This is a genomic window from Gemmatimonas sp., from assembly GCF_027531815.1.
Lineage (GTDB): Bacteria > Gemmatimonadota > Gemmatimonadetes > Gemmatimonadales > Gemmatimonadaceae > Gemmatimonas.
Window position 1 is genome coordinate 550,969 of sequence record NZ_JAPZSK010000006.1, and the last position, 20,612, is coordinate 571,580.

The following is a 20,612-nucleotide window of genomic DNA, read 5'->3' on the forward strand; positions in this document are numbered from 1 at the left end:
GTGGTGGCCAAGGGAACCGGGGGAGTGGGAAAATCAGGAGGCGGTCGGTGCAAGCGCCGCACGCTTGCGTGCCAGCCCGGCCAGCAGCGTCACGAACGACTGCTCGAAAGAGGCGAGCCCCTCGGCGAGCAGCGTATCGGTCACGGCTTCGAGCGATACGCCGTGCGCCTCGAGCGCCGCCAGCGACCGCTCCGCTTCGGCCACCGATTCCGTCACCGAGGGGCGCACTTCGCCGTGATCGCGGAACGCCTCAAGTGTGGCGGGGGGGAGCGTGTTGACCGTGTCGGGACCGATGAGCTCCTCCACGTAGATCACGTCGCGATACGCCGGGTTCTTGGTGCTGGTAGAGGCCCACAGCGGACGCTGCACGCGCGCGCCGCGGCTGCTCAGCGCGGCCCACCGCGCGCCCGAGAACGACGCCTGAAACAGGCGATACGCGAGCTTGGCGTTGGCAATGGCGGCCTTGCCCTGCAGCGCGAGCAGCGCCTCGGCGCGCTCGGGCGTTGCGGCCGCCATGGTGCCCAGCTGCTTGTCGATGGCCGAGTCGACGCGGCTCACGAAGAAGCTGGCCACGGAGCCAATGCGGTCGATGGGCAGGCCGGCGGCGGCGCGGGCTTCCAGTCCGGCCAGGTAGGCTTCGATGACGCGCGCATGCGCATCGACCGAAAAGAGCAACGTGACATTCACGTTGATGCCGTCGGCAATGAGCTGCCGAATGGCCTCGGCGCCTTCCGGCGTTCCCGGCACCTTGATCATGAGGTTGGGGCGGTCGACGATCGCCCACAGCCGGTGCGCCTCGGCGACCGTGGCGGCCGCATCACGCGCCAGATCGGGTGAAACCTCCAGGGAAACGAATCCGTCTACTCCGTGTGTGTGGTCGTAGATCGAGCGGAAGGCATCGCAGGCTTGACGCACATCGGTGGCCGCCACGTCAAAGAAGGCGTCGCGGTCGGAGAACGAGGACGGCACGGTGGCCAGCTGGGCGTCGTACGCGGCGCCCTCGGCCAGCGCCTTCTCGAAAATGGTGGGATTCGAGGTCATTCCAGTGAGGGCATCCTCGGCAATCCGCCGGGCCAGGTCCCCATTGGAGAGCATGGTGCGGTCGATATAGTCGAGCCACAGGGACTGACCAGCGGCGTGCAGCGCGTGCAGGCGAGCGGACATGGGAACCGGAGAAGTCGCGTGAGGAGGAGGAGCAGCACTGCATGGTAATGTGCTGCACATGGCTGCGGCGAGAGCAGTGGCTGCTTGTTTCTGAAAATAGACGGTCGCACCCACACCCATTTGCCACTTTCGTGAAAACATCTTCCCTCTGCTTGCTGGTCCTCGTACTTGGCACCGGGTGCCTTGGCGGCGGGCGGGCGGCCTCGAGCCCCGCCGCCGTGCCCGCCTCGTGCGGGGGCGGGGCAGCCTCGGCCGGGGTCTCGCTCGCCTCGGCCGCGGCCACGGATCCGCTGGTCACCTTCGACAGCGCCTGGACCATCATCCGGCGCACCCACTGGGATACGACCTACAACGGGGTGAATTGGCAGGCCGTGCGGGACGAGTTGCGCCCGAAGGCCGCGGCGGCGCGCACACGCGGCGAGCTGCGGCTCGTGCTGTCGGACATGGTCTCGCGTCTCCGGCAGTCGCACTTCTCCATCATCCCGCAGGAAGTGTCGGATGCGACGTTGGGCGGGGGTGACGGCGCCGCGCGGCGCGGATCCAGTGGGACCCTGGGCTTCGAAACGCGTCTCGTGGGCGCGGCCATGGTGGTGGCGTCAATCGACACCGGCGGGCCGGCCTGGCAGGCGGGGGTGCGCACCGGCTGGGAGGTCGAGGCAATTCGCGGATGCCCCTCGGCGGCGCGGTTGGCGCTGCTGCCGGAAAGCCTCGAGCCCCGGCGACGCGCGCTGTTCGCGTGGCAAGGCACCGCCATGGCGCTCGGCGGTCAGGCGGGCGACACCATCACCGTCACGTTTCGCGACGGGCGCTCCACATTGCACCCGCTCACGCTGACCTATGGTGAGGAGCGCGGCACGATCACCAAGTTCGGCAACCTGCCACCGGTGGCGGCGGCGCTCGACTGGCACCGGGTGCAGCGCGACGGCCGTATGATCGGCGTCATCCGCTTCAACATCTGGATGCCCGTGCTGGCAGCGCAGTTCGACGCGGCGGTGGACTCGCTGCGGGGCGCGGACGCGATCGTGTTGGATGTACGTGGCAACCCCGGCGGCGTGGGCGGCATGTCCATGGGGTTCGCCGGGCACTTCCTGGACAGTGCGGTAGCCATTGGCGAGATGGTGCAGCGGGGAGGCACCATGCGCTTCATGGCCAATCCCCGCCGAGTGGACACCCGGCTGCGCCCCGTAACCCCCTTCCGTGGTCCGCTGGCCCTCGTAGTGGACCCGCTGTCGGGCAGCACCACCGAGATCTTCGCCGGCGGACTGCAGGGGCTCGGGCGGGCCACCGTCTTCGGCACGCAGTCGGCCGGCCAGGCACTCCCCTCCGTTCCGGAACGGCTACCCAATGGAGACATCCTGTATCACGCCATCGCCAACTTCATTGGCGCCAACGGGAAACCGGTGGAGGGAGACGGGGTGACACCGAATCAGCTCGTCCCCCTCGATCGGCGGGCCCTGCTCGACGGCCGAGACCCGGCGCTCGATGCCGCCATTGCGTGGGTTACACGTCAGGCACCGCGGCGGGTGGTGCCCTGATATAGTTCATGCGTTCGACGCACGCATGATCGCCGCACTCCGCCATCCCTCTTTGTCGCCAGCAGGCGCTCACCTCGGAGAATTCCCGAATGTTCCTTCAGTCAGCGGTTCGCACCATCACCACCGCCGCGTTGTTCTTCGCAGCGCCCGCCATTCAGGCACAGCCGCTCCCGTCCGCGGCCGATGTCATTGCCAAGCACGTGGCCGCGATCGGTGGTCGCGACGCCATCATGCAGATCACGTCCATGAAGCAGGTGGGCGCCATGGAGATCACGGCGGCGGGCATGACGGCCGACCTCGAGATGTACGTGATGGCGCCCAACAAGCAGTCGATGAAGATGAGCCTCGCCGGCCTCGGGGAAATCCTGTCGGGGACCGACGGCACGGTGGCGTGGTCGGTGAACCCCATGCAGGGCGCGCGCCTGCTGGAAGGCAAGGAACTCGCGCAGGCCAAGGAGCAGGCCGACTTCGTGGCGAGCATGCTGTACGCGCCCGATCGGTTCAGCTCGATGACCAATGAAGGCGTGGTGGACTTCGCCGGCGAGAAGGCGTACAAGATCAAGATGGTACGCAAGGACACCGGCAACGAGTCGTGGAACTACTTCTCGCTGGCCAGCGGGCTGCAGATCGGCGCCGAAGCCACGCTCGACTCGGAAATGGGCAAGATGTCCACGAGCTCGGTAATTGCCGACTACAAGACGTTCGGTCCGATCAAGATCGCGACGCGCACCGAAATGACGACCGGCCCGCAGAAGATGATCCTCACGGTGAAGAGTGCCGAGTTCAACACGGTGACGAACGATGCCGTGGCGGTGCCGGCGGCTGTGCAGCCGCTGATCAAGAAGTAAGTGCCCAGGCCCCGGCGTGCTGGCCTGACGCTGACCGAGGTGCTGGTGGCCGTGGCAATCGTAGCGATTGCCGGGGCCCTGCTCCTCTCGCGTCAGGTCACACGTCGCGGTACCCAACGCGCGGCCAGCGCGCATGACATGACCGCTGTCGTGGACAGTGCGCGGACGCTGGCGATGCAGCGGCGCGAGACGCTGCGGCTGCGGGTGTACAATGACGGTTTGTGGAGCGTGGAAGCCACCGGCGCCCGCGACCCCATTGCCGCGGGCACGATGACGGCCCCCCCCTCGCCACTTGACCTCGCCATCGATCCGCGTGGCCGGTGCGCGCCGTCGCCGGGCTGGGTGCCACGTGAGGAGCTGCGGGCCGCCTTTGACGCCGGCGATTGCCGCTGGCAGGCACCACCGCGCGCGCGCTGAGGCCCACGCGGCGACTACGTCGCCGGATCGGCAACGATCGCCAGCAGGGATCCGTCGGGACTCACAGCCAGGCGCGTGATGTTGCGAAGGCCCGACCCGGTGTAGTCCGCCAACTCGGTCCACCCGCGATCACCGCGCGTCCAGCGCAACAGTTTGCTGCCGCTGCCGACCAGCACGGTGCGGCCGTCGGTCCAGGCCACATCTTCACTGCCCGGTGGGAGGGGCACGAGTGCGGTGAAGGTGCGCGCCACCGGATTGAACGCCATGAGCTGCCACGGCGGCGTACCCTTCTGCACCACGCTGACCAGCGACGTGCCGGGGATGCGATGCAGCGAACGACCGATGTTGCGCGCCACCACCTCGGTTGGACCGGTGCCCTTCGCGCCATAGTGCAGCGTGATCGGCGTGCCGAGCACGAACAGCACCCAGGTGGAGTCGGTCGGTTGCGCGAAGTACCCCACCGGTTTGGTTTCCGGGAAGAGCAGCTGTTCCGTGCTGCCATCGAGGGGCACCCGCCACAGCCGTTGCGTCGAGTCGCGCTCCACCCGAATGACGGTGAGGGCGTGGCCATCGGGGGTGGGGAAGGCGGAGTACTCGCTCTCCGGCGCGGTGCGCGTCACGCGGACGCTGCGGCTGCCGGCCACATCGAACCGATAGATATCGGCCTGCGCATCGTCGCGGGTCGACGTGTAGAAGAGGGCGCGCCCGTCGTGCGAGAAGGCCGGCTGATTGTCGTAGCCGTCGCGGTTGGTGATGTTGCGCGGCGCGCCGGCGGCCAGCGCGGCCCCCTTCCCCGTCAGCGGCACCAAGAAGATCTCCGACGAGGGCGCCGGCGGTGAGGTGCGTGGCACGCCGGGCTGCGCGGCGACCAGGCCCGCCGCACCCGCCAGCAGGACGGCACCGCAACAGGCGTGGACGATGGAGCGGGTCATGGGGGCGCAGGGCGAGTGGTGGGTGGACACACGACGGAACCGTGTGGAAGCATACCCGTTGGGCGTTGCGCCCGCTGGGGCGCTGCGACTAGGCTCCCGACATGCCCGTCGATTTGTCTTCGCTGCGCCTGCCTCATTCATGGTGGCGGCGCCGCCGCGTCTCGGTCGCACACTGGTCGGGTGGCGTGTGGCTCTCCCTGCTGTGCCTGCTGACGACCCTGAGCGCGTGTCGGGATGCCCCCACCGAAACGGCGCCGCGTGATGCGCGGGTGGCCTCGCTGCTCGTGGCTCCGGCATCGCTCAACCTGCCCGCCGGGGTGACGCAGGCGTTGCAGGTGGAGGCGCGCGACGCGGCCGGCGTGCTGGTGAATGCGCCGGCCGTGGAATGGCGAAGCGATGCCCCGGCGGTGGCCTCGGTCGACGCCACCGGCGTGGTGCGCGCCGTGGCGCCGGGCAGTGCGCGCATCACCGCCAACGTGCGAGGGGTCAACGGCCCGCTGTCGGCTTTGGTGTCGGTCTCGGTGACCAGCGAGCAGCCCGACCTCACCACGTGGCGCGCAGCGCGTGCCGGTGTGTCGGATGTGACCTTCCTGGGGGTGTGGGACGACGGGGCAGGCACCACGTGGGCCGTGGGGCAGAATGGCGGCATCCTGCGCTCCCGTCGCGACGGCCCGTGGGAAAAGGTGGACGCCGGGATCACGGAGACGCTGGTGGGGGTGTGGGGGAGCTCCCCCACCGATCTCTGGTTCGTGGGGAGCAATGGCGTCGTGCTGCGCAGCGACGGGACGACGTTCCGGCGGCTCGACACAGGGATCACCTCGACGTTGCTCGAAGTGTGGGGGCTCGGCGAGAACGAGATCTTCATTACCGGCGACCGCGGTACCATCCTGCGCTGGAACGGGACGCGCCTCGATGCCATGGCCAGCGGCGTCACCGACGAGCTGTGGGGGATCTGGGGCGCCAACAGCACCACCGTGTTCGTTGCCGGCAACAACGGCACCCTCCTGCGCTGGAATGGCACGAGCTGGGTACGACAGGCGGTGCCGGAGTCGGTGCCGTTCTTCGATGTGTGGGGCACGAGTGCGGGTAACGTGCTTGCCGTGGGCACGCAGGGCACCGTGGTGCGCTTCGACGGTGTGCAGTGGCAGCGTATGCCCACCCCCAGCACCGCCAACCTGTTCGCCCTGCGGGGTCGCGCGTTCAACGATGTGTATGCGGTGGGGAACAACGGCACCACCTGGCACTTCGACGGCACCACCTGGCGCGCCCTCTCGGTGGGGCTTGGAGCCAACTGGCGCGCCATCACCCGGCGGGGCGATGGGTCGCTGCGACTGGCCGGCTGGTACGGCGCGATCATCACGTTGCGCGGCGTGGGAGCCAGCGCCACGGCCACGGTCGACAACAATGACCCGCCCCTCCTCGGCGTGTATGGTGCCGGCGAGACGATGTTCGCGGTGGGGTTCGGGGGGACGGTGCTGCGGCGACAAGGCACAACGTGGACGCCTGAGCGCGTTCCCTCCGCATTCGACGTGTACGGGATCAGCGGCAATGGCGCATCCGACATCGTGGCGGTGGGAGACACCGGGACGATTCTGCGCTACAACGGCTCGGCCTGGCGCGTGGACGAATCCCCCACACGCGGCGTGCTCCGCAATGTGTGGAGCGGAGGCGGGCAGCATGTGATCGTGGGTGAGCGCGGCACCATTCTCCGCTCGAACGGCAGCGGGTGGACGCCGCAGCAGAGTGGCACGCAGCGCTTCCTGCGTGCGGCGTGGGGCACCGACCCGGCCAATGTGTGGGTGGTGGGAGATTCCGGTACCATGCTGCGCTTCGATGGCGGGCGCTGGCAGCTTGTGGCCGTACCTACGCAAAGCCGCCTGCGCGCCGTGTGGGGGACGGCCGCCAACGACGTGTTTGCGGTGGGCGACTCGGGGGTGGCGCTGCGCTTTGACGGCGCGACGTGGCGCGCCTTTCCCAAGCCCACGGCCCGTGACCTGCGGGCGCTCTGGGGGCGTGGGCCCACCGACGTGTATGCGGTAGGCGACAGCGGTACCGTGCTGCGCTACAACGGCGTCCAGTGGCGCCCACTCGCTGCACCGTGGCGCAGCATCATCTATGCGTTGTTCGGCCTGCCGGGCACCCGCGGCGTAGCCGCCGTAGGCGACGCGGGGCGCATCTTCGAAGCGCAGAACTGACGGCGCTTACCCGCGCGGCGGGCGATAGTGCGCGCGGTACTGCGCGAGGTGCGCCAGATGGTGATCCCCGTGCCACGCGTACATGGCCGCCACCTGATCGAGCGTCATGACGCCATTTTCCGGATGCATGAGGCGGCGCGCGAACTGCTCGCCCTGCATGGACTCCAGCACCGCATGCAGACGAATGTGGGTGGCCGCAAAGAGCGCGACCGAAACATGGGGCGGCAGCGTGGTGGCGTCGGCGAGCTGCACCCACGCGTCCTGGTCGTACGGCTTGATCGTCGGCTCGTCTTCGGTGAGGCCCAGCTTCACCCGGATGAAGGCATTGGCGTGGCTGTCGGCCAGGTGATGCACCAGCTGCCCCACGGTCCAACCGCCAGGGCGGTACGGTGCGGCGAAATCGTGCTCGTCCAGCCCGTCGAGGACGGCGGCCAGCGTGCCCGGCTGCGCGGCGAGGCGTGCCACATGCGCGGATCGCTCCGCGTGAGAGTACACGTCCTGCCGCACAAAGCGGCCGATCGGGTACCTGGGGTCGGAAGCCGGGGACGGGTTCATGACCCCAAGCTACGGGTCCGGCACCGGACACGAAACAGGCATCCGGCCCACGGGTGCCGGCCCAACGCCAGCGTGTCGGACGCGTGACGCCTTCCGCCTTCCCGGTACGGGACATAGCATTGCCGGCAGCCCACCCCGCTCACGCCACCGTGAGCGACCACGGCGCGCCCACCACCGCGGCGCACGATTCCCAGGCACCGATCCGCCACGTTCGTATCCGGGAGCTGTTGCAGATGAGCACGAAGGCACGGTTGTCGGTCATGATGTTCCTCCAGTACTTCGTCTGGGGCTCCTGGTTCGTCACCATGGGCACGTACCTCGGACAGACCCGAGGGTTCTCCGATACCAATATCGGCGCCGCGTACGGCGCGACGGCCATCGCCGCGGTGGTCTCGCCGTTCTTCATGGGCATCGTGGCCGATCGGTTCTTCTCTTCGGAAAAGCTGCTCGCCATCCTGCACCTCGTGGGCGGCGGCCTGATGTACCTCATGGCGCAGCAGACCGAATGGAGCGGCTTCTACCTGTTCCTGCTCGCCTACGCGTTCTGCTACATGCCCACGCTGTCGCTGACCAACTCCATCTCGTTCCACCACATCACCGACTCGGCGCGCGATTTCCCACTCATCCGGGTGCTGGGCACGATCGGCTGGATTGCGGCGGGCATCATGGTGGGCAAGGTGCTGCAGGCGGACAAGTCCAACCTGCCCATGCTGTTGGCGGCGGGCGGTTCGATGGCGCTCGGGCTCTTCTCCTTCCTGCTTCCCCCCACGCCGCCGCGGGCGGCGGGCGCCCCCTTCAGCGTGCGTGACGCTCTCGGGCTCGACGCGCTGCAACTGCTGCGGCACCGCGACTTCCTGATCTTCACGCTGGGCTCGTTCTTCCTCTGTATTCCGTTGCAGTTCTACTACGCCTTCGCCAACCCCTACCTGAACGAGATCGGCGCGCCAGAGCCCGCCTTCATTCAGACGTTCGGGCAGATGAGCGAGATCGGGTTCATGCTGCTCCTCCCGCTGGCGCTGCGGAAGCTCGGCATCAAGTGGATCATGCTCGTGGGGATGCTGGCGTGGGGGCTGCGCTACTTCGCTTTCGGCTACGGCACCGGTAGCGGCACGCCGGTGATGCCCCTCGTGTACCTCGGCATCCTGCTGCACGGCATCTGCTACGACTTCTTCTTTGTGGCGGGACAGATCTACACCGATGAGCGCGCCGGCCCCACGATTCGCGCGGCGGCGCAGGGGTTCCTCAACCTCGTCACCAACGGCGTGGGCTACTTCGTGGGGGCGTCGGTGTCAGGGAGCGTGGTGAACCGCTACGCCACGACGACCGCCGCGGGCGCGCCGTCGCACGACTGGCTACAGATCTGGCAGACCGCGGCGATCGGTGCACTGGTCGTCTTTGCCGTCTTCCTCTTCCTGTTCCGCCCGTCGGCATCGGCCAACGCCGCCCCCACCTCGGCGCTCTGAGTGGTTCCCATGTCCGCCACGTCCGCTGACGCCCCGCCGCCGGCACCGCACTTCGGCGCCGTGCTGGTGGAAGCATGCTGCGACTCCGTCTACACGGCCGTGGCCGCGCAGGAGGCGGGAGCCGGCCGTATCGAGCTGTGCGGCCCCGGCGACGGCGGCACGACACCGTCGCTGGGCCTCATGGCCCGCTGCCGTGACGTCATCACCGTGCCGCTGCATGTCATGATCCGGCCGCATACGCGCGATTTCGTGTATCACGACGACGAGCTCGACGTGATGGCAAACGACATCGTCACCGCGCGCACGCTCGGCATGGACGGTGTGGTCTTCGGACCGCTGCAGCGCGACGACGCCGTGGACACGCGGCATCTGATGGAACTCACGCAACTGGCGCGTCCCATGGCCGTGGCGTTTCATCGCGCCTTCGACCGCACTCCCGATCCGTTCGCGGCACTCCATACGCTCATCCACGCCGGCGTGACGCACGTGCTGACCAGCGGCCAGGCCACCACCGCCCTCGATGGCGCCGCCACCCTGTCGGCGCTCCGGCAACGCGCCGGCGACCGGCTCACGATCCTCGCCGGTGGAGGTATCCGCGGCCCGCACGTGCGGGAGTTGGTGCAGCGTTCGTCGGTGCGCCAGGTGCACGCGCGCGGGACGGACCCGGGGATCATTCGGGACGTGGTGCGGTCGCTGCGAGAGGGATAGCGGGCGTTCTGCCTGCGACCTGCTGCCTGCTGCCTACCCCCTGCCACCTGCTCCCTGCTGCCTGCCCCCTTCCCCCTGCCCCCTGCGCTCCAAAACAGCAGACGGCAGACGGCAGGAACGACCGTGGGCAGTTGGCAGGGAAGTGGAAGGTGCGGGCGCGCCCGTATCGTTCTCCCGCATCCCTGCGGTCTGCGTTCTGTGGTTCCTGCCGTCTGCCAACTGCGGTTGAACCGTCGTCAGACCGCGCCAAAGCCTGCTACGGCTTCCACGTCCCCTGCCCCACCTGCGGCACGAACTTGTCCACGCCGTGCTCCTTGTACTCCAGCGTCTTGCCCGACTCCGCGCTCTTGTACGCGTGCATGAGAATGCGCACCACGTCGAGCCCATCGTGCCAGGTGAGCAGCGGCTTCTCCTTGCCGAGGAACGCACGTACGAAGTGCTTGTTCTCGGCTTCGTAGCCGTAGGCAATCGCTTCGTTCACCACCACGGGCATCTGCCCCTGCTCGGCCATCTGCTTCTCCACGATGTCTTCGCCCGTCTTTCCCTTCACGGCGCGTGAGAAGAAGAGATTGAGCCCGCTGTCGAGACTGTTCCACTTCATCGAGTACTCGGGGCCGAGCAATTCGGCACTGAGACGCAGGCCCGGGCCCACGAAACTCCACGAGGTGGTAGCCTCGCCAATGGCGATACGGCCTTCCGGCGTCTCGAACTCGATGTGGACGCTCGCGAAATCCTCCGATGGCGACTTGAGATAGTCGACCTTCATGTCGCGCTTGAGCTGCGCCGCATACTCCTTGCGCGTCCACTTGAGCGAGGCGATGTGGCCGGTGATGCGCTTGACCTTGAGATCGCCGAGCGGCTTGCCGGGCTCGGACAGCAGCTGGCGCACGACGAGCGCCGAGTGGCACATCATGTCGTTGAGCACGCCGCCACCCTGCTGAATGCCATTCCAGAACCACGGGCCATGCGGACCGCTGTGCTCTTCGGCTGCGCGCGCCAGATAAGGGCGCCCGGTGGAAAACGCGCCCCGCTTCCACAGAATATCGTGGCCGGCGCTCACCTGCGGCGAAAAGAACTGGTTCTCGAGGTAGCCGTGCATAATGCCGGCCTTCTCGACCAGCTTGAGGATGTGCTTGGCCTCGGCCACCGTGCGCCCCAGCGGTTTCTCGCAGGCGATGCCCTTGAGCATCCCCTTGCCACTGGTAACCGCATGGACGATCTCCTCGACGTTCTCGATGCGCGCGTGATTGGGGCCGTTCAACCAGATCGCGTCAATGTGTGGATCGGCGACCATGTCGGCGATGGTCTTGTACGCCTTGGCTTCGCCGACATCCAGCTCACGCGCATACTGCGCGGCCGACGCCGCATTCTTGGCATTGGGACTCCACACACCGAGCACATCGGCGTCGCGCACATGGCGAAAGGCCTGCATGTGGAAACGCGCGTTGAAGCCGGAGCCGATGAAGCCGATACCGAGACGATTTCCTGGCATTGCGGTGAGGTGTTCAGGGGAAGTCGAGGGGGAGGGCACGCGTGGAACGTCGAAGCTACCACCGGGCGCGCCAGGGTGTACGCCCCCCCCCGCGACCTGGCTTCACCCCGCCCGCGCCCGCTCCCGCTCCACGAGCAGGCGGCGCAGGATCTTGCCGGAGGGTGACTTGGGAATCGCCTCCACGAACTCCACCTGACGCACTTTCTTGTAGGGCGACACACGCTCGGCCACCCAAGCCATGATCTGGTCGGCGTCTGTCTCTCCCCGCTTCACCACGAAGGCCTTGGGGATCTCACCGGCGTCTTCATCCGGCACCGGAATCACCGCCGCGTCGGCCACCTGCGGGTTGGACAGCAGCAGGGCCTCCAGCTCCGCCGGCGCCACTTGCAGCCCCTTGTACTTGATCAGCTCCTTCACGCGATCGACGATGCGGAACCACCCGGCCTCTTCCACCGCCACATCGCCGGTCTTGAACCATTCATCGGCGGTGAGGCACGCCGCCGTGGCCTCGGGCTTGTTGAAGTACCCCTTCATGACCTGCGGGCCGCGAATCCAGAGCTCGCCGCGCTCACCGGCCGGCACATCGATCGCGGTGTCGCTGTCCACGAGACGGCATTCTGTGTTTGGAACCGCGGGCCCCACCGAGCCGCCGTCCACGCGCTCACCCGTGAAGGGATGAAAGTGCGTCACCGGGCTCGTTTCGGTGAGGCCATAGCCCTGACGCACGAGGCACCCGAGGCGTGCGGCACAACTGTCCGCAAGATCGGCCCCGAGCGGAGCGGCACCGCTCATGATGGTGCGGACACTGCGCAGATCGTACGACGCCACCAGCGGATGCTTGGCCAGCGCGAGGATGATCGGCGGCACCAGGTTCATGTAGCTCACGCGGAACTGCTGGATGGTGCCGAGGAACTGCTCGAGATCGAAGCGCGGGAGGCTCACGATGGTCGCCCCCTGCCGCAACGTGCCACCCAGTACCACCACCATGCCGTAGATGTGAAAGAACGGCAGCACACCAATGACTGTGTCCGTGGAGAGGATTCCCACGCCGGCCGCTTCGCACTGCAGGAGGTTGGCCACGAGGTTGCGGTGCGTGAGCATGACGCCCTTGGGCACACCCGAGGTCCCACTCGAATACGGCAGGGCGCACACGTCCGTGGCCGGGTCGATGGACACGGTCGGTGCCGCATCGCCGTGCGCGAACAGCGCGGCGTACGGCGTGGCGCCGGGCGGGGTGGTGCCAAGCACGACGATCTCGCGCACGGTGCTGGCGAGTCGTGCCGCTGTTGTGCACTTCTCGTACAGGTCGGCAATCGTCACCAGCATCACCGCTTCGCTGTCGGCGAACTGCGCGCCGATCTCCTCGGCGGTGGCAATGGGGTTTACCGTAGAGCAGATCGCGCCGAGAGTGGTCACGGCATAGAAGACCACCGCAAAGTCCGGGAGATTGGGGCTCACCAGCCCCACCACGTCGCCCTTGCGAATGCCCTTGGCATGCAGACCGGCCGCCACCTGACGGATGGCGCGATCCAGCTCGCTGTAGGTGAGCTGCCGCCCGGTGGCAGCACAAATGATGGCCGGCTTGTCCGGATGCACTGCCGCGCGGTGCATGACGAACGGGACGAGCGGTAGGTCGGGAATCTCGATGTCGGGATACGGGCTGCGCACTACACGCGCGTCATTCATGCGGAAGCTCCGGCGGGAGGGGACAACGGGATCTACTCGAGACCGATCTGCTTGCGGACTGCCGCGTTGGGCCCCTCGAAGGTGGGGAGCGCCACGTTGCCGATATACCCGAGATCCTTCCAGCCGGCCGGGGTAGTGTAGAACGCCGTGGCCGTCTGGTCGCGAATGGTATCGAAAAACTGCGCGGCGAACTGGTGCTCCGGCTTGGCCTTGGGCAGGTAGCAGATCTCGTCACAGATCTGCGTGCGCTGCGCGTGGGTCGCCAAATGGAACCGCGTGCCGAACCGCGCTTGGGCTTCGCGGTCGAGCCAGGCCAGCCCCCCCCGCACACGGACCAGCGAGGCCTCACCACCGGGGCGACTCGCCCATTCGTTGATGTAGCCCGGTGCGCCTACCGCCGATGCCGATGGACTCTTGGCGTCGGCCGGGATGATCATGTCGCACAGCGCGCCGAGAGTGGTGAGCTCACGCAGTGAGAGCTTCATGGGCCAGTCGGCCCTGGCCACCTGCAGGACGGGGTCACTGGGCGTGCCGCGCGGGCCTATGCGCTTTACCGGGCGCTGCTGCTCGTCGAGCAACGGCAACGGCTCGCGTGAGACCGGCGCGGGCGCCGCCTCGACCGTGTCGGGGAGCATGGGCACCACGGCGGCTGCCGCCATGACTTTGAGCGCATCGCGGCGCCCCACGCCGCTTGCGAGGTTCGTGCTGTCGTCGCTCATCAGATGTTCCCCTTCTTCAGTTCATCCACCAGATAGTCGCAGCTGCGCCACGCCAGCGCGAGGATGGAGAGCGTGGGGTTCTTGTCGGCGTTCGATACGAACGTGGCACCATCGGTGACGAACAGGTTCTTCACTTCCCACGCCTGACCGAACTCGTTGAGCACCGACTTCTTCGGGTCGGTCCCCATGCGCACGGTCCCCACTTCGTGGATGATCGACCCACCGGCGGCAATGGCCTTGTTGCCGTCGGTCTGCACCGTGCCCTGTACCTTGCCGCCCATCTGTGCGACGATCTCGGCGAAGGTCTTGTGCATGTGCGCGGCCTGATCGATCTCGTGCTGCGACCACTTCCAGTGGAAGCGCAGCACCGGGATGCCCCACTGGTCCACCGCGACCGGATCGATCTCGCAGTAGGAGTCTTCATTGGGGATCATCTCGCCGCGCCCATCGAACCACATGAACGAGCCGTAGTACCGGCGCGCCTCTTCCTTGAACTTCTTGCCGTAGGCGCCGCCGGTGACCGACTCGAGGCCGCCGAAGATGCCGGGTCCGGGCATGCTGCGTCCGCCGCCGAACTCGATGTGATAGCCGCGCGCGAAGCTCATCTTGCCCGACGCCTGATCGCCGTACAGCCACCACGGCATGTACATGTGGATGCCGGCCGTGCCGTCTTCGTTGATGGGCGGCAGCCCCTCGAGCCGCGGGATCTGCGCCGACAGGCCGGCACCGACCGTATCCATGAGGTACTTGCCCACCACGCCGCTGCCGTTGGCGATGCCATTGGGAAAGAGCGCGCTCTTGCTGTTGAGCATGATGCGCGATGTCTCGCACGCGCTGGCCGCCAGCACCACCACCTTGGCCGTCACGTGATGATCGACGCGCGTGAGCTTATCGATGAAGTGCACCCCACTCGCCCGCCCCTGCGTGTCGACCGTCACCTCGCGCACCATCGCATCGGTAATGAGCGTGACGTTCCCGGTGGCCATGGCCGGCGGGATGAGCACCGTGGTGCTCTGGAAGTTGGCCTTGATGGAGCAGCCGCGCCCGCAGTCGGTAGCGTAGAAGCACGCCATGCGCTGGTCCATGCTTTGCTTGAGCACGCGCTGCGCCAGCCGGTTGCCCGGGTGCAGCCGCTGCGGCAGGCGCGCGGAGTCCTGTCGCCTGGTGAGCACCGCCCGGTGCGCAGGAATGACCGGAATCTTGAGATGATCGCAGGCCTGCTTGGTGAGCAGCTCGTAGGTGCGCGCCGCCGGCGGCGGCTGCAGCACGCCGGGCGATGACCGCGGCGTGTTCTCGAGATCCTCGTCGCCGCCGTACACGCCGATCAGCAGCTCCGTCTTGTCGTAGTACGGCGCCATCGTCTCGTACGTCATGGGCCAGTCTTCTCCCAGGCCGTCGCGCGACTTGGGCTTGAAGTCGTAGGGGCCCATGCGGAGCGAAATGCGCCCCCAGTGGTTGGTGCGGCCGCCCAGCATGCGCGCCCGCCACCACTGGAACTGCGAGCCGGGGGCCGTCGTGAAGGGCTCTCCCGGCACCCGCCAGCCGCCGTCCACCGTGGCATCGTAGAAGCCGAACGGCTTGTCGGCGCCACCCGCACCACGCAGCGGCGCATCCTTGGGCGTCTGGAACATGGGCGTCTCGGTCACCGGGTCGTAGTCACGACCGGCCTCGAGCAACAGCACCTTGAGTCCTTGCACCGACAGCTGGTAGGCGGCCATGCCGCCACCGGCACCCGAGCCCACCACGATTACATCGTACTGCGGAGCCACCTTCGAACTGCGAGCGGACACGCGGATCACTCCATGGAGGGGGTCAGAGCGAACTCTTGGCGAATCAGAGCTTCTTCAGCGCCGCAGCGCTGGCGGTGATGGACGCAATGGGATCGGCCGGGTTGTCGTGCTCGATGAACCAGTGCTGCAGTCCCTGCTTGCGCCCCGTGGCGAGGATGGTCTTGAAGTCGATGGTGCCCGCGCCCACTTCCGTCATCGTGCGCTCGGGGGCGGGACCCGCGTCCTTCACGTGCACGGCCACGATACGATTGGGCCAGCGCTTCACGAGGGCCAGCGGGTCCTGCGCCGCCTTCACGGTCCAGTACAGATCGAGCTCGAGCTTCACCGCGTTGGCATCGGTTTGGGTGGTGATGATCTCGTAGCCGGTCGTGCCGTCGACCGGCGCAAACTCGAAGTCGTGGTTGTGATACGCGAACTGCAGCCCCGCCGCCTTGGCCTTCTGGGCGCCGGTATTGAGTCGCTCGGCGAGCCGCTGCCAGTTGGCCTTGTTGCCGCGGTACTCGTCCCCCACGTACGGTACCACCACCAGCTTGTGCCCCATGCCGTGGGCGCGCTCGAAGATGGGGCCCCAGTCGTTGTCGGTCTTGGGGAGCGCTTCGTGGCTGGAAGGCGCAGTGAGGTTGTGCTTCTTGAGCAGCGCGTTCCACCACACCACATCCTTGCCGAACGGATTGAAGAACTCGAGCTCCGTAATGCCGGCCTTTGCAATGGCGGCAATCGTGCCTTCGATGTCTTTGGCCAGCGCTGCCCGCACGGTGTACAGCTGCAGCCCCATCCGCTCGATACGGGGCAGTACGGTGGCATCGGTCGCCGCCGCGGACGCGGCCTGCGCGAGATGCGGCAGCAGCGTGCTGCCGGCGACACCAGCCGTGAGAAGCCGCAGGACTTCGCGGCGCGACAGCGGAGCAGGGTGCGTCATGTCAGCTCTCTCCAGAGGCAAGATGCGTCAGGGCCTCGCCCGTGACACGGTAAACGGTCCATGCATCCTGGGCGCGTGCGCCCAGCTTCTCGTAAAACCGAATGGCATCCACGTTCCAGTCCAGCACCGACCACTCGAGTCGTCCGCAACCGCGCTGCACGGCCACGTGCGCCAGATGAACGAGCAGCGCCGTGCCAATGCCGTGCCCCCGGAGCGCGGGACGCACGAAAAGATCTTCCAGATAGATCCCCGGCTTCGCCAGAAACGTGGAGAAGTTGTGGAAGAACAGCGCGAACCCGGCCACCTGCCCTTCCCACTCCGCCAGCACCACCTCGGCGTACGGTCGCTCGCCGAACAGCGATGCCTGCAGCAGGGCGTCGGTCGCCTGGCACGCATGCCGCAGCTGCTCATACTCGGCGAGCCCCTCGATCAGCTCACGGATGACGGGGACATCGGCCGGCGTGGCCGGGCGCAGGAGGGGGGACGACGGCACGGGGCGGGAGAGGGGGAGTGACCGGAGAGGCAACTCCGACAATGTACTGCGCGTCCGCCGCCACGGGTGGCGACGTCTGCCGACTTCCCCGCGCCCGGAGCCGCACTCGGCGCACGAGTTGGCGGCCGACGCGCACTGCGACTCAGGCCCCGTTCGCCGCCGTTGGCCCGCCGGTCGAGGCGCGGTGCCGCGCAAACGCCGCAACCAACTGATCCCGCAGGTGTTGCATGAGCCGCCGAGACGTGTCAGTGGCCTCAATCGACTCGTGGATGCTATCGAAGTACAGGCAGCCAAGGAGCCGGTCCTCGAGTACAAGCGGCAGCAGGACGAACTGACTGGGATTGAACTCGCGTACCAGCCGATCGCGGCCATAGAGCTTGCCGTCCGCCCCCGTGAGCTGCACGAACAGGTCGGTACGCGACTGCAGGGCCGCGCCGACAGGACCGAAGGTGGCGGAGGGCCGCGCCACAAAGCTGCGCACGAGTTCCGTACTGCCTTGCCCGAAGCCGACACGCCCCCGCACGAACTTGAAGTCCTCGGAGCTGATCGCCAGCACGCCGCGCTCGAACCCGGCCTCATGCGCGGCCCGCAGGGTGGCCTGCGTCACAAGCCCCACGTCGTTGGGCGCCGCGGTATCCTGCCGGCGCTCCACGAGAGCAAGGACCGCCGCACGCAACCTGGCCTCGGTCACGGTGTCGTCTTCTCTGGACATCAGTTCTTCGCCCAGTCGCGCGAGGCCTTCTGCCTCTAGGTCGGAGTCGCCGGCGCCCGTAGTGTGCTGCTCGCGCCGAACCCTCGCCACATCCTGCAGATCGCGTCGCCCGCGAACCCAGGTGTCCACGTCCACGCGCATGGCGCGCAGCGTGGGTCCTGCCTCCTGCATCACCGCCTCCTGCAGGTCGGCAATCTCCTGAACGGACAACGAAAGCCGATGCGCCCAGTCGGCACGCAAGGCGGCCAGAGCCTCATCACTGCCGGATGATACCGCGCCGAACTGCGCCCGCGTCACCTCGGCACTGCATTGCGTGATCATGTGCAGCGTGGGGTCGCCGTCCGCGACGCCGCGGTAGGGGCGCATGGTACGCGCGACATCAGGGGGCATACCCCAACGCCGCGCCAGCGCCACCCCCACCTCCTCGAAGGTGAAGGCGAACACGGCCGCCTCATCCCCCTCACGGGGCGTCTGCTCCGACCGCGAGCGTTCAAGCCACACGAGGTACTGCTGGGGCCGGTAGCAGGCCACGAGCACCTCTCCCAAGCGCCGGAACAAGCCGCAGAGGTAGGCCAACTCAGGTTTGGCCCAGCCCGCAGCAAGTGAGAGTTGCAGTCCATGGTTGGCGGTGAGCAAAGACTCCACCAGCAGATCGTTGACCGCGGGCGAATCCTGTTCGATCTGTCGGAAGACGCTCGACGCTGATGACAGATAGTGGACCCGATCGTACCCGAGCAGCATGATCGCCTGTTTCACGGAGGTGATCTGCTGCCGGCTGGAGGGATCGCCCCCCGGGCTACCGGTCAGCGCATTGGCGATCTTGAGAACCTTGGCGGTGAGTGTCACATCCTGCACGATGGCTTTCTCGAGCAGGGCCACCCGCGCGTCGAGGTTGCTGGCCATCTGGCCAATGGCGCGCACATTCTGCACGAACATGGGCAGGTTCGAGGCAGCGCCAACGGCGCGCACGAATGCCTCAGCCTCGGGCGAGAGGCTGTCGTGCGGCATCGTGTCGCCGTCTGACCCGGTCATTCCTGTTATACCGTGGTGTCGCCGGGTGCCGATGAACAATCGACGAGGAGCTGCTGCAGCAGTGAGACCCCCTGTTGGCGCAGGAACGTTCCCACCGGCGAGTTCTGCGCGAAGAACGCGCTGATCGATGCGGGACTCACGCTGGTCCAACGCTGCGGCTCACGGCTCAGGTAGCGCGCAAACACGAACCCGTCGTCGACGCGCAACTCCAGCGCCCCGTCCTGCGGGCTGGTCACCCGCAGGACGGCGCCACGCTCCTCGAGGGTAGCCGTTGGCGGCGGCACCGGCACATTGACGGATTCACTCATACCGCGTTACTCGCCCTGGGTTTACGGAAGTCGACGGCGGGAAATGGCCTCCACCACGAGGTCCACCACTGCCTGCGCGAACCGAATGGTTGCGCGGTCGGGTACGGAGTCTGATTGGACGCGCGCAAGCAATATACTGCCAATCACCTTGCCGAACACCACCAGGGGAAAGACACCGAACTGCGAAACGCCGAGGTCCTGCGCCCACCGTCGTTCCATCGGAGTCAGGGCCCGGTCGGCGGGCAGGTAGAGGGGCTGCCGATGGTGGGTGAGGGCCACCAGCGGCTCGTGGCGCGCGCCGGCGGGGTAGACAAGGCGCGGCAGCAGCGCCTCGACGCCTGGTCCCAGGCCGGAGCGCGCCTCAAGGCGCGAGAAGTCGGACGAGAAGAAGCTCACCACACCCCAGTCGAAGGGGCCGCTGCGAACAAGGATTTCAAGCGCCTGCACGACGACGGTACCAATGGTCGCCCCCGACTGGGCGGCAACCGATTGCTGCAAGTCACGCAGGAGCCGATTACGTGACGAGAGATCGGGGGGCAGGAGGCGGAGCGGCCCGTCGGCCTCCGGTAGCATCACCGCGCTGCCGAACACACCCTGCGCGACCTCCCGGAGCGCACGCAGATATCCTGCGCGCTCCGTGTCGCCCAGGGTCACGTCGTCATGGAAGACGGCGTGCGTTTCGGTCAAAGCCTCCGCCACGACCCTGGCCACTTGCGGGCGCGTGATGCCCAGCGTGGGCCGGTGCTGTTCCAGCAAGGCGTCGAGCCCGGCGCCGGCACTGACCCCCTCGGCGGGGCGATACAGCAGTTGCGTGAGGGCGCCGCTGAAGTCGGCAATGATCGCGGGACGCGACCGCACCTCCCCGGTGATCACGCGCATCGACTGGCCAATCACGGCGGGCAGGGCCCATTCCACGGCCACGGCGCTCCCGAGATGGGCGTAGCTGCACCCAAGCACCATCCGCAGGGCCTCGGCTTCACTGCGGCCGTCATCGCGCACAAGCGCCAGGATACGTTGGTACTCGTCGAGGAAGTAGCAGGCGGCGAGTACCTCACCAAGATTCCGGAACATGCCGCACAACTGGGCCAGTTCGGGATCCTCAAAGCCGAGCTGCCTCGCGATGGCACGCGCATGATGCGCGCTCAGCAAGGAGTCTTCCATGAGCCGGCGTAGCTCAGGGGAGCGACGGCGGAAATGCGCGAACAGCACCATGCTGCCGGCCATCTGACGGACGGCCTGAACCCCCAGGATCATGATGGCCTGGGTGGCGCTCTCCGTAGGAATTCCGCCCCGTCGGTGCTGGGCGGTGTTGGCCGCCCGCAGGACATTCATCGCCAGGCCGTACTCCCGCAGCACAACCTCCGTCAGCTGCTGGAGCGACCATTCGGCGTGGTCGACCGTCCCCAATACCTCGGCCACCTTCCGGGACAACAAGGGGAAGTCCCCCCCGGCCATGATGCGCGCCAGACGCGTACGAACGGCGAGGTCGCTCGAGGCATCCGGAAAGGTTCCGGGGGCGAGGGGAGCGGCGCTGGCGAGAGAAGACATACAGGAGGAGTATCGGCGGGTGGGGGTGGGGAGTTGAACGCGCGTACAGGGAGCCCGCGCCAATCGGGTCCCCCACTGCATGCCACACACGCGGCG

At 67.4% G+C, this 20,612-nt stretch carries 19 protein-coding genes; 6 read left to right on the forward strand and 13 right to left on the reverse strand.

Annotated features, from left to right (window positions below; translation table 11 throughout):
- Window positions 1-33: 33 nt before the first annotated feature.
- Window positions 34-1,164: a transaldolase gene (gene tal / locus O9271_RS09915; protein WP_298268918.1), complete on the reverse strand. Its 1,131-nt coding sequence runs from the start codon at window positions 1,162-1,164 to the stop codon at window positions 34-36.
- Window positions 1,165-1,316: 152 nt separating this feature from the next.
- Between tal and O9271_RS09920 the strand changes: the two genes are divergently transcribed.
- The 3 genes from O9271_RS09920 to O9271_RS09930 all read left to right on the forward strand — a co-directional run bounded on the left by O9271_RS09920 (window position 1,317) and on the right by O9271_RS09930 (window position 3,964).
- Window positions 1,317-2,699: a S41 family peptidase gene (locus O9271_RS09920; protein WP_298268922.1), complete on the forward strand. Its 1,383-nt coding sequence runs from the start codon at window positions 1,317-1,319 to the stop codon at window positions 2,697-2,699.
- A gap of 89 nt (window positions 2,700-2,788) precedes the next feature.
- Window positions 2,789-3,547 carry a hypothetical protein gene (locus O9271_RS09925; RefSeq protein ID WP_298268926.1) on the forward strand — a complete coding sequence of 253 codons (759 nt, stop codon included), beginning with the start codon at window positions 2,789-2,791 and terminating at the stop codon, window positions 3,545-3,547.
- The gene (locus O9271_RS09930; protein ID WP_298268930.1) at window positions 3,548-3,964 is read left to right on the forward strand and encodes a prepilin-type N-terminal cleavage/methylation domain-containing protein; all 417 of its coding nucleotides are present in this window, start codon (window positions 3,548-3,550) and stop codon (window positions 3,962-3,964) included.
- A gap of 14 nt (window positions 3,965-3,978) precedes the next feature.
- Here O9271_RS09930 and O9271_RS09935 read toward each other — a convergent pair whose 3' ends face one another.
- On the reverse strand, window positions 3,979-4,896 hold the full coding sequence (locus tag O9271_RS09935; RefSeq protein WP_298268932.1) for a hypothetical protein: 918 nt from the start codon (window positions 4,894-4,896) through the stop codon (window positions 3,979-3,981).
- A gap of 185 nt (window positions 4,897-5,081) precedes the next feature.
- On the opposite strand from O9271_RS09935, the gene O9271_RS09940 reads away from it, so the two are divergent.
- Window positions 5,082-7,091, forward strand: a complete 2,010-nt coding sequence (locus O9271_RS09940) for an Ig-like domain-containing protein (RefSeq protein ID WP_298268933.1) — start codon at window positions 5,082-5,084, stop codon at window positions 7,089-7,091.
- A gap of 6 nt (window positions 7,092-7,097) precedes the next feature.
- Here the strand turns inward: O9271_RS09940 and O9271_RS09945 are convergent, their stop codons facing one another.
- Together O9271_RS09945 and O9271_RS09950 are read right to left on the reverse strand one after the other, a co-directional pair.
- Entirely contained in the window at window positions 7,098-7,646 is a 549-nt protein-coding gene (locus O9271_RS09945) for a YfiT family bacillithiol transferase (RefSeq protein ID WP_298268935.1), read from the reverse strand.
- 139 nt (window positions 7,647-7,785) lie between these two features.
- On the reverse strand, window positions 7,786-7,908 hold the full coding sequence (locus O9271_RS09950; RefSeq protein ID WP_298268937.1) for a hypothetical protein: 123 nt from the start codon (window positions 7,906-7,908) through the stop codon (window positions 7,786-7,788).
- On the opposite strand from O9271_RS09950, the gene O9271_RS09955 reads away from it, so the two are divergent.
- Window positions 7,907-9,109 (forward strand): nucleoside permease, encoded by a 1,203-nt coding sequence (locus tag O9271_RS09955; RefSeq protein WP_298268940.1) that lies wholly within the window; start codon window positions 7,907-7,909, stop codon window positions 9,107-9,109. The genes O9271_RS09950 and O9271_RS09955 overlap by 2 nt on opposite strands.
- 9 nt (window positions 9,110-9,118) lie before the next feature.
- Entirely contained in the window at window positions 9,119-9,817 is a 699-nt protein-coding gene (locus tag O9271_RS09960) for a copper homeostasis protein CutC (protein WP_298268942.1), read from the forward strand.
- Between the two features lie 256 nt (window positions 9,818-10,073).
- On the opposite strand, the gene O9271_RS09965 is transcribed toward O9271_RS09960, so the two are convergent.
- From O9271_RS09965 to O9271_RS10005, 9 genes are all read right to left on the reverse strand, one after another.
- On the reverse strand, window positions 10,074-11,309 hold the full coding sequence (locus O9271_RS09965) for a Gfo/Idh/MocA family oxidoreductase (RefSeq protein WP_298268943.1): 1,236 nt from the start codon (window positions 11,307-11,309) through the stop codon (window positions 10,074-10,076).
- Window positions 11,310-11,411: 102 nt separating this feature from the next.
- Entirely contained in the window at window positions 11,412-12,995 is a 1,584-nt protein-coding gene (locus O9271_RS09970; RefSeq protein WP_298268945.1) for a 4-coumarate--CoA ligase family protein, read from the reverse strand.
- Window positions 12,996-13,027: 32 nt separating this feature from the next.
- Window positions 13,028-13,714 carry a gluconate 2-dehydrogenase subunit 3 family protein gene (locus tag O9271_RS09975; RefSeq protein ID WP_298268947.1) on the reverse strand — a complete coding sequence of 229 codons (687 nt, stop codon included), beginning with the start codon at window positions 13,712-13,714 and terminating at the stop codon, window positions 13,028-13,030.
- The gene (locus tag O9271_RS09980) at window positions 13,714-15,504 is read right to left on the reverse strand and encodes a GMC family oxidoreductase (protein ID WP_298268949.1); all 1,791 of its coding nucleotides are present in this window, start codon (window positions 15,502-15,504) and stop codon (window positions 13,714-13,716) included. Before O9271_RS09980 ends, O9271_RS09975 begins: the two co-directional genes overlap by 1 nt.
- A gap of 43 nt (window positions 15,505-15,547) precedes the next feature.
- Window positions 15,548-16,423: a sugar phosphate isomerase/epimerase gene (locus O9271_RS09985; RefSeq protein WP_298268951.1), complete on the reverse strand. Its 876-nt coding sequence runs from the start codon at window positions 16,421-16,423 to the stop codon at window positions 15,548-15,550.
- A gap of 1 nt (window position 16,424) precedes the next feature.
- Window positions 16,425-16,916 (reverse strand): GNAT family N-acetyltransferase, encoded by a 492-nt coding sequence (locus tag O9271_RS09990; RefSeq protein WP_298268954.1) that lies wholly within the window; start codon window positions 16,914-16,916, stop codon window positions 16,425-16,427.
- Window positions 16,917-17,058: 142 nt separating this feature from the next.
- Complete coding sequence (locus O9271_RS09995) at window positions 17,059-18,660, reverse strand: HDOD domain-containing protein (RefSeq protein ID WP_298268956.1); 1,602 nt, start codon at window positions 18,658-18,660, stop codon at window positions 17,059-17,061.
- A gap of 5 nt (window positions 18,661-18,665) precedes the next feature.
- A complete protein-coding gene (locus O9271_RS10000; protein WP_298268958.1) occupies window positions 18,666-18,968 on the reverse strand; it encodes a hypothetical protein in 303 nt (100 codons plus the stop codon).
- 21 nt (window positions 18,969-18,989) lie between these two features.
- Window positions 18,990-20,516: an HDOD domain-containing protein gene (locus tag O9271_RS10005; RefSeq protein WP_298268959.1), complete on the reverse strand. Its 1,527-nt coding sequence runs from the start codon at window positions 20,514-20,516 to the stop codon at window positions 18,990-18,992.
- Window positions 20,517-20,612 lie beyond the last annotated feature (96 nt).

Coding starts and splice junctions, on each gene's coding strand:
- tal (WP_298268918.1), bottom strand. CDS start 1,164: ATGTCCGCTCGCCTGCACGCGCTGCACGCCGCTGGTCAGTCCCTGTGG.
- O9271_RS09925 (WP_298268926.1), top strand. CDS start 2,789: ATGTTCCTTCAGTCAGCGGTTCGCACCATCACCACCGCCGCGTTGTTC.
- O9271_RS09935 (WP_298268932.1), bottom strand. CDS start 4,896: ATGACCCGCTCCATCGTCCACGCCTGTTGCGGTGCCGTCCTGCTGGCG.
- O9271_RS09945 (WP_298268935.1), bottom strand. CDS start 7,646: ATGAACCCGTCCCCGGCTTCCGACCCCAGGTACCCGATCGGCCGCTTT.
- O9271_RS09955 (WP_298268940.1), top strand. CDS start 7,907: ATGATGTTCCTCCAGTACTTCGTCTGGGGCTCCTGGTTCGTCACCATG.
- O9271_RS09950 (WP_298268937.1), bottom strand. CDS start 7,908: ATGACCGACAACCGTGCCTTCGTGCTCATCTGCAACAGCTCCCGGATA.
- O9271_RS09960 (WP_298268942.1), top strand. CDS start 9,119: ATGTCCGCCACGTCCGCTGACGCCCCGCCGCCGGCACCGCACTTCGGC.
- O9271_RS09965 (WP_298268943.1), bottom strand. CDS start 11,309: ATGCCAGGAAATCGTCTCGGTATCGGCTTCATCGGCTCCGGCTTCAAC.
- O9271_RS09970 (WP_298268945.1), bottom strand. CDS start 12,995: ATGAATGACGCGCGTGTAGTGCGCAGCCCGTATCCCGACATCGAGATT.
- O9271_RS09975 (WP_298268947.1), bottom strand. CDS start 13,714: ATGAGCGACGACAGCACGAACCTCGCAAGCGGCGTGGGGCGCCGCGAT.
- O9271_RS09985 (WP_298268951.1), bottom strand. CDS start 16,423: ATGACGCACCCTGCTCCGCTGTCGCGCCGCGAAGTCCTGCGGCTTCTC.
- O9271_RS09995 (WP_298268956.1), bottom strand. CDS start 18,660: ATGACCGGGTCAGACGGCGACACGATGCCGCACGACAGCCTCTCGCCC.
- O9271_RS10000 (WP_298268958.1), bottom strand. CDS start 18,968: ATGAGTGAATCCGTCAATGTGCCGGTGCCGCCGCCAACGGCTACCCTC.
- O9271_RS10005 (WP_298268959.1), bottom strand. CDS start 20,516: ATGTCTTCTCTCGCCAGCGCCGCTCCCCTCGCCCCCGGAACCTTTCCG.